Annotated in this window: 7 protein-coding genes; 6 read left to right on the top strand and 1 reads right to left on the bottom strand. The window is 70.6% G+C overall.

Translation table 11 applies throughout. The annotated features are described in order from the left end of the window. Nucleotides 1–76 precede the first annotated feature (76 nt). The 5 genes from JMV16_RS14930 (at nucleotide 77) to JMV16_RS14910 (ending at nucleotide 9,524) form a co-directional block, all read left to right on the top strand. Nucleotides 77–5,710: a fibronectin type III domain-containing protein gene (locus JMV16_RS14930; protein ID WP_201495076.1), complete on the top strand. Its 5,634-nt coding sequence runs from the start codon at nucleotides 77–79 to the stop codon at nucleotides 5,708–5,710. A 79-nt stretch (nucleotides 5,711–5,789) separates the two neighbouring features. Further along, nucleotides 5,790–6,530: an FKBP-type peptidyl-prolyl cis-trans isomerase gene (locus JMV16_RS14925; protein ID WP_201495075.1), complete on the top strand. Its 741-nt coding sequence runs from the start codon at nucleotides 5,790–5,792 to the stop codon at nucleotides 6,528–6,530. A gap of 23 nt (nucleotides 6,531–6,553) precedes the next feature. Continuing rightward, nucleotides 6,554–8,428 (top strand): c-type cytochrome, encoded by a 1,875-nt coding sequence (locus tag JMV16_RS14920; RefSeq protein WP_201495074.1) that lies wholly within the window; start codon nucleotides 6,554–6,556, stop codon nucleotides 8,426–8,428. 11 nt (nucleotides 8,429–8,439) lie between these two features. Beyond that, entirely contained in the window at nucleotides 8,440–9,156 is a 717-nt protein-coding gene (locus JMV16_RS14915; RefSeq protein ID WP_236580526.1) for an SCO family protein, read from the top strand. Between the two features lie 59 nt (nucleotides 9,157–9,215). Beyond that, the gene (locus JMV16_RS14910) at nucleotides 9,216–9,524 is read left to right on the top strand and encodes a PsiF family protein (protein WP_201495073.1); all 309 of its coding nucleotides are present in this window, start codon (nucleotides 9,216–9,218) and stop codon (nucleotides 9,522–9,524) included. 23 nt (nucleotides 9,525–9,547) lie between these two features. On the opposite strand, the gene JMV16_RS14905 is transcribed toward JMV16_RS14910, so the two are convergent. Next, nucleotides 9,548–10,672, bottom strand: a complete 1,125-nt coding sequence (locus tag JMV16_RS14905) for a 3-deoxy-7-phosphoheptulonate synthase (protein WP_201495072.1) — start codon at nucleotides 10,670–10,672, stop codon at nucleotides 9,548–9,550. Between the two features lie 339 nt (nucleotides 10,673–11,011). On the opposite strand from JMV16_RS14905, the gene JMV16_RS14900 reads away from it, so the two are divergent. Continuing rightward, the gene (locus JMV16_RS14900) at nucleotides 11,012–11,725 is read left to right on the top strand and encodes a PEP-CTERM sorting domain-containing protein (RefSeq protein WP_201495071.1); all 714 of its coding nucleotides are present in this window, start codon (nucleotides 11,012–11,014) and stop codon (nucleotides 11,723–11,725) included. Nucleotides 11,726–11,747: the final 22 nt, after the last annotated feature.

Raw genomic sequence — 11,747 nt, 5'->3', positions numbered from 1 at the left:
GCCGCTGCCGGCACGGCGCGGCGGCGCCAGCACCACCGCCCATTCCCACCACATTCCCAAGCCAAGAGGTTACCCCGTGAGCAGGCCTAACAAGTTCAAGCCCCACCCCACCGCCCAGGCCGTGCTCGCACTCGCGGCTCTGCTTGCCAGTGCGGCCAGCGTGCATGCCGGCGCCGGCTACGTTGACGCCATGCGGCCCGACGGATCCAACTTCCGCCTGCCGACCTACTTCTCGTACAGCCCTTCCGGCCTGCGCGTGAACCCGGTGCCCGAAGGCTTCGCGCTAGGCCTGACCGCCGACCCGACTGGCGCCGGCATCAACACCGGCCGCGCGCTGCGCAAGTTCATCGACCCGCTGCCGCTGCCCGGCGCCGCCAATGCCAAGCTGATGGCCGACGGCGTGACCTCGAAGTACATCCCGGTGGCGGTGTCCAGCAAGTGGATCGATCCCAAGGGCAACCTGACCGGCCACGACTACTACGAGATCGCCGTCGTCGAGTACAGCGACCGCTTCCACACCGACCTGGCCAAGCCCACCACGCTGCGCGGCTACATCCAGATCGACCACCTGGCCAGCAACGGCCGCGGCGCGCTGCCCGGCAGCAAGTCGGTGCCGCTGACCTACCCTGACGGCCGCCCGATCATGATCGCCGGCACCGATGCCAACGGCAAGCTCAACGGCACCCAGGTGCAGGCCCTGGCCGTCGACGATCCGCGCTTCCTGGGCCCGGTCATCGCCGCCACCAAGGACGTGCCGACGCGCATCAAGTTCCTCAACCTGCTGCCCGCCGGCCGGGTGCAGTACAACGCCGACGGCAGCGTCAAGTCGCGCAACGGCGACCTCTTCCTGCCCACCGACAAGTCCCTCATGGGCGCCGGCTTCGGCCCCGATGGCGTCACCGAGTACACCCAGAACCGCGTCAACATCCACCTCCACGGCGGCGACACGCCCTGGATCAGCGATGGCACGCCGCACCAGTGGATCACGCCGGCCGAGGAAGCCAACGTGGCCTCGCCGAGCGGCAGCCTGGCGCAGGAATTCGCGACCGATCCGCTGCGCGACCCGTCGCTGCTGCCCGAGTTCCTGCGTGGCGTGAGCGCGCAGAACGTGCCCGACATGAACGACCCCGGCACCGGCGCCTGGACGCTGTTCTTCCCCAACGGCCAGTCGGCGCGCATGCTGTGGTACCACGACCACGCCTTCGGTGCGACGCGCCTGAACGTCTACGCCGGCATCGCCTCGGGCTACCTGCTCACCGACAGCGAAGAGCAGGCCATGGTGGCCGACGGCACGCTGCCGCCGGCCGAGCGCACGCTGCCGCTGGTGCTGCAGGACCGCACCTTCGTGCCCGACGACATCGCGCTGCAGGACGCCTTCTGGAGCACCGAGCACTGGGGCAAGCCGGGCGACTCGTGGATGCCGCACGTCTACGAGACGGTGCAGGACCCGGCCCAGATCAACAACACCAATGCCGTCGGCCGCTGGCACTACGGCCCCTACTTCTGGCCGGTGTTCCCGGCCCTGTACCCGCTGCCCAGCGGCCGCTACGGCGACGTGACCACCACGCCCGAAGCCTGGATGGACACCCCCATCGTCAACGGCGTGGCCTACCCGACGATGGAGGTCGAGCCGACCACCTATCGCCTGCGTCTGCTGAATGCCACCAACGACCGCATGCTGACCTTCAACCTGATGCGCGCCGTCGACAACCCGCGTCTGTCTGACGGCACGGTGCTCACCGGCAACGACGGCAACTTCACTGAAGTCGACATGGTGCCGGCGTCCCTGCCGCTGCCGGGCCAGGCCTGCGCCGTGGGCCAGGTGCGTCCCTCGCCGGTGTTCAACGCCGATGGCACGCCGCTGCTCAACGCCCAGGGCAAGCAGATCTTCTGCCAGCCCGAGCTGTGGCCCACCGACGCCCGTCTGGGCGGCATGCCCGACCCCAACGCGGTCGGCCCCGCGCTGCACCAGATCGCCAGTGAAGGCGGCTGGCTGCCGCGTGTGCAGACCATCGAGCCCAACCCCATCACCTACATCCAGGACAAGGGCCGCATCAACGTCTTCAACGTCGACACGCCCTCGCTGTTCCTGGCACCGGCCGAACGCGCCGACGTGGTGGTCGACTTCTCGCAGTACGCGGGCCAGACGCTGATCGTCTACAACGACTCCAGCGCCCCGATTCCCGCTGGCGACCCGCGCAACGACACCTTCACCGGCGTGGGCGACCAATCCGGCGCCGGCGGTGCCGAAGACACCAAGCCCGGTTACGGCCCGAACATCCGCACGATGATGCAGATCAAGGTCAAGGCGGCGCGCGCCGACGGCAGCGTGCCGACCGCGGCCGACGCCTTCAACCCTGCCGCCCTGGACACGCGCCTGACCCAGGCCTACCTGGCCACGCAGGAGCGTCCCATCGTGGCGCAGCCGGCCTATGCCGCCTTCGACCCGGCCTGGGCGCTGATCCCCGACGCGCAGACCTATGCCCGCATCGAGACCGGTTCGCTCAAGGAGCCGGTGTTCAAGTTCACCCCGGGCACGGCCAACAGCTACCTGAACAGCGTGCGTGTCCTCGACGCCGGCAGCGGCTACGTGACGGCACCCGCCGTCACCGTGCAGGCGGCACCGGCCGGCGGCCGCAACGCCACCGCCAATGCCACGCTCAAGCTCGAGCGCCTGGAACTCACCGCGGGCGGCAGCGGCTACGTCATTGCGCCCACCATCACCATCGTCGGCGGCGGCGGCAACGGTGCCACAGCCGAGGCCCTGATGGGCGTCGATGCCGTCACCGTGACCGCGGGCGGCGCCGGCTACCTGGCGGCGCCCACGGCGCTGTTCACCCCGCCCCCGGCGGGTGGCCGCCGCGCCACCGGCACGGCGGTGCTCGGCGCCGGCGTCAACGCCGGCAAGGTGGTCTCGGTCACCATCACCGACCGTGGCACCGGCTATGTCGGCACGCCCACGGTGTCGTTCATCCCGGTCAGCGGTGGCACCGGCGCCCGCGCCACCGCCACCTCGCGCGTGACCGAGGTCGTCCTCAAGCCTGCCGATCCGATGAACCCCGCCTCCGCGGGCGGCGGCGGATTCCGCAACCTCGACCCGAACGCGCCGGTCGACCCGCTCAACATCAACTTCATCGGCGGCGGCGGCACCGGCGCTGCGGCCGTGGCCTTCGGCAAGGTCTTCGACATCACCCTGGACGATCCGGGCGCCGGCTACACCACCGTTCCCAGCATCACGGTCGCCGCGCCCCCGGCCGGCCTGACCGCCACCGCCGAGTCCGACATGGCCGGCGGCGCCCAGGCCCAGGGCAGCATCCTGGTCAAGCCCAAGGCGATCCAGGAACTGTTCGACGCCACCTACGGCCGCCTGAACGCCACGCTCGGCGTCGAGATGCCCTTCACCAGCGCGATGACGCAGACCACGATCCCGCTGGGCTACGTGGACGCGCCGACCGAGGTCTTCAGCGCCAACGAAACGCAGCTGTGGAAGATCACCCACAACGGCGTCGACACCCACCCGGTGCACTTCCACCTGCTGAACGTGCAGGTCGTCAACCGCGTCGACTGGGCCGGCATCGTGATGCCCCCCCTGCCCAACGAACTGGGCTGGAAGGAGACGGTGAAGATGAACCCGCTGGAGGACATCATCGTCGCGGTGCGCCCGCGCACACCCAAGCTGCCCGGCTTCGGCGTGCCGATGAGCGTGCGTGCCATGGACCCGGCGCAGCCGCTGGGCTCGCCGTTCGGCTTCACGCAGATCGACGCCACCACCGGCGCGCCCAAGACCGTCGTCAACGAGATGATGAACTACGGCTGGGAATACGTGTGGCACTGCCACATCCTGGGCCACGAAGAGAACGACTTCATGCGTCCGCTGGTGTTCAACGGCCGTGAGACCCTGCCGCAAGCCGCCCAGGCGGTGAGCGCCACGCTGTCGGGCAGCCAGGTCAACGTGACCTGGACCGATGCCACGCCGCCCAGCGCGTCGGCGGTGGACTCCGAGGTCGGCTTCCGCGTCCAGCGCGGCGTCGCCGGCACCGGCCTGTTCGAGGACATCACCACCGATCTGCACCGCATCGTCGGCGTGCCGACCGCGGTCAACACGCTGGCCAATGCCGACGCCTACGTCGACGACACGCTGGCCGCCACCGTGCTGGTGGGCGGTGCCGCGCCGACCGCGCCGAATGCGCCGGTCACCTCGGGCATCACCTTTACCTCGGTGCAGCTGACCTGGACGCAGCCTGCCGCCGCGCCGGGCAGTGTCGCCACGCTGGGCTTCAAGGTCCTGCGTGCCGATGTCGATGCCGCCGGCCTGGTGGGCCCCTTCGTGCAGCTCAACCCCGTGCTGCTGCCGGTGGGCAGCACCAGCTACCTCGACGCCACCGCCCTGCCGGGCAGCAAGGTCCAGTACCAGGTGGCCGCCACCGGCAACGGTGACGTGAACATCGACTACCGCGTGGTGGCCGTCAATGCCACCGGCGAAACGCCGTCGGCGACCTCCACGGTGATGGTCGGCCAGGCCGCGAGCGAGACGGCCTCGGCCGCCTCGGCCACGGCGACGACCCCGATGACGGTGCCCACCGGCGCCGGCGTCAGCTTCGGTCCCGCCGCGCTGGCCACCCAGCGCAACGTCACCTACTCGTGGAACGCCGTCGCCGGCGCCACCGGCTACCAGGTGCGCAGCCGCATCGGCTCCACCGCCGGCAACGGCACCTGGACCGCCTTCGCGCCGCTGGCTGCCACCAGCCTCACGCTGGCCAACGTGCCGCTGACCCGCTTCGTCACCGTCGAGGTGCGGGCTGTCAGCGCCGCGGGTGTGGTCTCGGCGACGCTGTCGTCGCAGCCGATCCAGCTGGCCGTACCGGTCGCCCCCAACGGCTTCGCCCTCACCAACCCGACGCCGAACTCGCTGACGCTGGGCTGGATTGCGCTGGCCAATGCAGCGACCTACACCGTCGACTACTCCACCAGCGCCACCTTCGCGGCAGCGGTGGTCACGGTCGCCGGCGTGCCGGTCAACAGCCTCACCGCTGCGGCCCTGCTGCCCAACACCCGCTACTACTTCCGTGTGCGCGGCGTCAACGCCATCGGCACCGGCGCCGTCTCGGCCAACAACGCCGGCGGTGCCAACGGCTGGACCCTGGTCAATCCGGTGACCGCCGCGCCGACCGCCACCAACAACACCTCCGGCACCACGCTGACGCTGAACTGGGCGGCGCCGGTGGGCGGCGCCACGCGCTACCGCATCGAACGCTCGGCCGACAACGGCGTGAGCTGGACCGTGCTGTCGTCCACCGTGGCCACCACCAGCTACGCGGTGACCGGCCTGCAGGGCATGAGCAACTACCAGTTCCGCGTCACGGCGCTGAACGGGGCCAATGTGGCGGCCAGCACGGCGTCACCGATCCTTGCGCTCAGCACCCCGCTGGCGGCGCCCAGCGCCATCACCGCGTCACCCGGCGTGGTCGGCGGCCTGGTCACTGCGGGCCTGAACTTCACCGGCAACAACAACCCCACCGTGAGCTACCAGCTGCAGTGGAGCAACACGACCACCGGCGCCCTGTTCGGCCCCATCCCGGTCGTGCCGAGCCAGCAGGTTGATGTGGGCGGTGCCGCGCGCAATGTCTACATGCAGGTGCGTGCCGTCAGCCAAGCCGGCGTCGTCGGCCCCTGGGTGCCGGCGGCCAGGACCCGCGTGGCCGCGCGCTGACGCCAGACCGGGCGGCGCCAGCCCTTTGGGGCCGGCGCCGCCCCCGCCATCCCCCGCAACCTCCTTTCGATCAACGATCATGCAAACCAAGCATTCCCCCGCCCGCCGGCTGCTCGCGCCGCTGGCCCTGGCCGCCGCGCTGCTGGCCTGTGGTGCCGCCCAGGCGCAGACCGCCGCCGCGCCCAAGGCCCTGACGCCCACGCTGGCCGAGAACAAGGACAAGGTCAGCTACGCCACCGGCGTGCAGGCCGTGCGCAACTTCGTCAAGAACGACATCGCCTTCGACATCGAACAGATGATCGCCGGCATGCGCGACGCACTGGCCGGCAAGGAGCTGGCCATGAACGAGCGCGAGATCCGCCTCGTGCTCGGCTCGCTGCAGGCCGACCTGCGCCGCAACATGGCCGCCAACCAGAAGGGCCTGGGCGAGCGCAACCTCAAGCGCGGCAGCGATTTCCTGGCCGGCTACAAGGGCAAGCCGGGCACGCAGGCGCTGAGCAACGGCGTTGCCTACCGCGTGCTGCAGCAGGGCTCGGGCCCCAAGCCCTCCGAGGGCGAAACGGTCATCGTCAAGTACCGTGGCACCAACATCGACGGCATCGAGTTCGACGGCACCGACGACGGCAAGACCGCCCTGCTGCGCGTCAACCAGGTCATCATGGGCTGGCGCGAGGCGCTCAAGCAGATGCCCAGCGGCGCCAAGTGGGAAATCGTGATCCCGCCGACGCTGGCCTACGGCGAGCGCGGCGTCGGCACCACCATCGGCCCCAACGAGACGCTGGTCTTCGAGGTCGAGCTGGTCGGCATCAAGCCGATCTGAACCCGCGCACCGGTGCCCGCCCCATGAAGCCCGCCCTCCTTGCGCGCCTGTTCGCCACGCTGCTGATGCTGACGGCCGCACTGGCCACCGGCCGGCTGCAGGCGCAGCCGAGCGCGGGTGCGCTGCGCACCGGCCCGGGCGGCAGCGAGGCCATGCGCCACGCCACGGCCGGCGCCGATGAGCTGGCGCTCGGCCGAAGCATCTTCCGCCACGGCCTGGGCGAGGGCGGGCGGCCCATCGTCGGCCTGCGCTTCGGCGGCATCGAGGCCCGCGGCGCCGCGGTGGCCTGCGCCAGCTGCCATCGCCGCAGCGGGCTGGGCGCGGTCGAGGGCACCGACATCGTGCCCCCGGTGGCCGGCCGCTTCATCTTCACCGATGACCCGCGCGCCGTGGTCTCGATGAACTACCGCAACATCAAGTCCTTCAACCAGCGCCACGCGGCCTTCAGCGACGAGGACTTCGAGGCCGCCGTGACCCAGGGTCGCCACCTCAGCGGCCGCGATCTCAGCCCCATCATGCCGCGCTTCGAGCTGCGGCCGGCCGAGCTGCAGGCGCTGCGCGCCTACCTGCGCACCCTCTCCGCCGGGTGGTCCGAGGGCGTGAGCGCAACCCGGCTGCGCCTGGCCACCGTGATCACTCCCGACGTCGACCCCGGCCGCAAGACGGTGTTCCTCGAAACCCTGCGCGCCGCCATCACGCAGAAGAACGGCAACCACACCCCGGGCCAGCGCACCATGAGCAGCGCGGCCGAGATGCTGTTCCGCAGCGACCGCTTCTGGGAGCTGGATGTCTGGGAACTGTCCGGCCCGCCGCAGACCTGGGCCGCCCAGCTCGACCAGCGCATGCGCGAGCAGCCGGTGTTCGCGCTGGTCTCGGGCCTGGGTGCCGGCGAATGGGGCCCGGTGCACGCGTTCTGCGAGCGTGCGCAGACGCCCTGCTGGTTTCCCAGCGTCGACGCGCCGCCCGCGGCCGCCTCGGATGATTTCTATTCGGTCTACTTCTCTGCCGGCGTGGCGCTCGAGGCCGAAGTGCTGGCCCAGCACCTGGGCAGCGGCCCGCGCCCGGCGCGCGTGGTGCAGCTGCACCGCGGCGACGCCGCCGGCCGTGCCGGCGCCGAGCAGCTGCGCCTGGCCCTGGCGGCCCTGCCCAAGGCGCCGCCGGTCGAGACGCGTGAGGTCAAGCCGGGCGACGCCGCCGCGCTGGCGCGGGCGCTGTCGGGCCTGCGCACCAACGACGCCCTGATGCTCTGGTGGCCCGCCGCCGACTGGCCGGCCCTGGAGGCGGTGAAGCCGCCCAAGGCGGCGCTCTACGCCTCGGCAAGGCTGGCCGGATCGGCGCCCGAGGCCGCCGTGCCCGCGGCCTGGCAGGACGGCCTGCAGCTGCTCTATCCCTACCAGCTGCCGACGCGGCGCCACGCCACGCTGTTCTATTTCCAGTCGTGGCTGAAGACGCGAAAGATCGAGCTGCGCGACGAGGTGATGCAGTCGGAGGTGTACTTCGCACTGAGCTACTTCGCCGAGACGATGACCGACATGATCGACAACGTCCATCGCGACTACCTGCTCGAGCGCGCCGAGAACATGCTGAGCCTGCGCGAGGGCCAGAAGGCCGAAGACGAGGCGCGCGACCTCACGGTGGCCCGCCACCAGAAGGGCCCCGGCGGCGCGCAGGGTGCGCTGGCGCGCATGGCGGCCAGTGCGCCGGTGGCGCAGAAGATGCCGCGACCGATGCCCGGTGTGCCGGCCCAGGCCGCCGTCAAGCGCGAAGGCACCACGGTCTATCCCCGCATGAGCCTGGCCCAGGGCCAGCGCTTCGCCTCCAAGGGCGCCTACCTGGTCCGCTTTGCGCCGCAGGCGCAGGGCCGGATCGAGGCGCTCACCGACTGGATCGTTCCCTGAAGGAAATGAAGATGAAGACGACGATTTCCCGACCCGCCCGCCTGGCGCTCGTCACGGCCCTGCTGCTGACGGGCGGCATGAGCGGTGCCGCCTGGGCCATGGACCACTCGGCGCATGCCGGGCATGCGGGCCATGCCGCACAGGACCCCCATGCGGGCCACGCCGCCCATGCCGCCGCCAGCACCGCGGTGCGCCGCAGCGAGGCCACGCTGGAGCCGGCTGCGGTGAACATGCTGAGCCAGGATGGCCAGCGGCTCGACTTTGCCAAGCTGCTGGACGACGGCCGCCCGGTGGTGCTGAACTTCATCTACACCTCGTGTACGGCCATCTGCCCGGTCACCTCGCAGGTGTTCCGCGAGACGCGCGAGCTGCTCGGCCGGGACCGCAACGCGGTGCGCATGGTGTCGGTCTCGATCGACCCCGACCACGACACGCCCAAGCGCTTGGCCGCCTACGCGCAGCGCTTCGGCCAGGCCGGCACCTGGACCTTTCTCACCGGCAGCCAGGCGGATTCGGTGGCGATCCAGAAGTCGTTCAAGGCCTACCAGGGCGACAAGATGAACCACCTGCCGGTGACCTTCCTGCGCGCGGCACCCGGCAAGCCCTGGGTCCGGCTCGACGGCTTCGCCAGCCCGAACGCCCTGGCCGCCGAGGTGCAGGCCATGCTGGCCGCTCGACCTGCCGCGGCCCGGCGGACGGCAACGACCGTCGCCCGCGCCCAACCCTGACCCACCCTGTCCTGGCCGCGCTGCCGTGTGGTCGCCCCTTCTCTTTCGGAGTTCCTCAAGTGATCAAGAAGACCCTGCTCGCCCTGGCCCTCGGCCTGCCCCTGCTGGCGCTGGCCGCCACCGACGCCAAGCCGGCGCCCACCGCCAAGCCGGCCCCGGCCAAGAAGGCCGCCGTCACCACCGCGACGCCGGCCCTCGCCGCCAGCCGGCCGCTGGCCACCGACCACAATGTGCGCAAGGCCGAGATCGCGCAGCAGCACGCCCGCGGCGCGACGATGGGCGCCTGCCTCAAGAAGGCCGCCGACCAGGGCCTGAGCGGCGTCGAGCGCAAGCAGTTCCTGGGCAGCTGCGCCAACGCGGCCCGCTGAAGCGGGCCGCGCGCCGCGCGGCCTCAGCCGCGAGCGCGGCGTGCCTTCACCGCCGCGGCCAGGCCTTCGAGCACGGCCACCGAATCGTCCCAGGCCAGGCAGGCATCGGTGATGCTCTTGCCGTATTCCAGCTTGGCCGGGTCGTCCTTGCCGGGGGTGAACTTCTGCGCGCCGTCGTGCAGATGGCTCTCGACCATGACGCCGAAGATGCAGCGGTTGCCGGCGGCGAGCTGCCCGCCCACGTCGCGCATCACCTCGACCTGGCGCTGGTGCTGCTTGCTGCTGTTGGCGTGGCTGGCGTCGATCATCAGCTTGCACGGCAGCTTGGCGGCCTCGACCTCCTTGCAGGCCGCGGCCACGCTGGCGGCGTCGTAGTTGGGCGCCTTGCCGCCGCGCAGGATGACATGGCAGTCCTTGTTGCCCTTGGTCTCGACGATGGCGACCTGGCCGTTCTTGTGGACCGAGAGAAAGTGGTGCGGCCGCGCCGCGGCCTGGATGGCGTCGGTGGCGATCTTGATGTTGCCGTCGGTGCCGTTCTTGAAACCCACCGGCGCCGACAGGCCGCTGGCGAGTTCGCGGTGGACCTGGCTTTCCGTCGTGCGTGCGCCGATGGCGCCCCAGGCGATGAGATCGCCGATGTACTGCGGGCTGATCACGTCCAGGAACTCGCTGCCCGCCGGCACGCCCAGGCGGTTGATGTCCAGCAGCAGCTGGCGTGCGATGCGCAGGCCCTCGTGGATGCGGTAGCTCTCGTCGAGATAGGGGTCGTTGATCAGCCCCTTCCAGCCCACCGTGGTGCGCGGCTTCTCGAAGTAGACGCGCATCACGATTTCCAGCTCGCCGCCGAAGCGCTCGCGCTCGGCCTTGAGGCGGCGCGCGTACTCCAGCGCCGCGGCCGTATCGTGGATGGAGCAGGGGCCAATGACGACGAGCAGGCGGTCATCGTCGCCATGGATGATGCGGCGGATGGCGGCGCGGGTGTCGCTGATCAGCGTCTCGACTGCGGTGCCGGCAATCGGGAAGAAGCGGATCAGGTGCTCGGGCGGCGGCAGCGGCGTGACATCGCGGATGCGCTGGTCATCGGTCTGGCTGGTCTTTTCCGACAGGGCCAGCCGGTCGTCGCTGGTCTGGGTGGACTTTGGGCTCATGGGACGGTTCCTCGTGGCTGGGGTGTCGTGGATCGCGCGGACAAGAAAAAACCGCCGGGGTTGCCGGCGGTTGGTCTGGGTGCGTCGCGTGTCTTATGCGCTTGCCTCTCCAGCCGCCGAGCGGTGCGAGAACCAAAAATACGCAAAGAAGAAGGGCGTGGGACGCATGGCCGGCAATGTAGCACGCCGATGCTGGCGCGCGCCTGACGCGGCGGCCGGCCTGGGGCAGGGCGCGAGGCCGGCCACGCCACCTGTTCGGGGGGGCTGGCGCGGGGGCACTTAAGGCTCACTTCAGCCGTTAGTCAAGACAATGCATTTCACTCAACTATCTGCCCACCCATGCACGACTCCACCCCCTTCGCGCGTCCAGGCCGGCTCTGGGCCGCGGCGCTGATGGCCTTGTCCCTTGGCGCGCAGGCGCAGTCGGCCAACCTCCTGGTGAATGGCGATTTCAGCCAGGCCGGCAACGGCTGGAGCGGCCTGATCAACCAGATCAACGCCATCAGCGTCGCCGACGACGCCTTTGTCGGCCAGCCCCTCGTCAACCTGGCGCTGGAGGCCGGCGCGGTGCGCTTCCAGGGCTTCTACGAGACGCAAGCCGGCGTCGACTACCACTACCGCCTGGCACCGCCCAAGCCGCATCTGTCGCAGACGCTGCAACTGGATGCCGGCCATTACACGCTGTCGTGGACCGACGTGGTCAGCTCGCGCGGCATGCAGGGCACGATGGCGCTCGAAGTGCTGCTCGACGGCGTGCAGGTGGCCAAGCAGAGCTTCTGGACCGTCACCGGCAAGGCGCCCTCGGGCAGCAAGTCCTTTGCCATCGGCGTGGCCAGCACGGGCAGTCACACGCTGTCGCTGGGCCTGACATTGCCGGGCTTTCTGCCCAACCATGTGTACTTCGCAGACCGCGACCAGATCCTGATCGACAACCTCAGCCTGAGCGCGGTGGCCGGTCCGGCGCCGGTGCCCGAGCCCCACAGCCTGGGCATGATGCTCGCGGGCCTGCTGGGCGGGGCCGCCCTGCGCTGGCGCCGTCAGCACGGATCCTGATTGCTCCCGGCGCGGGCGGTCG

The sequence above is a fragment of the Rubrivivax sp. A210 genome (assembly GCF_904426505.1).
GTDB lineage: Bacteria > Pseudomonadota > Gammaproteobacteria > Burkholderiales > Burkholderiaceae_C > Rubrivivax.
This window is presented reverse-complemented; position numbering and strand designations above follow the sequence as displayed.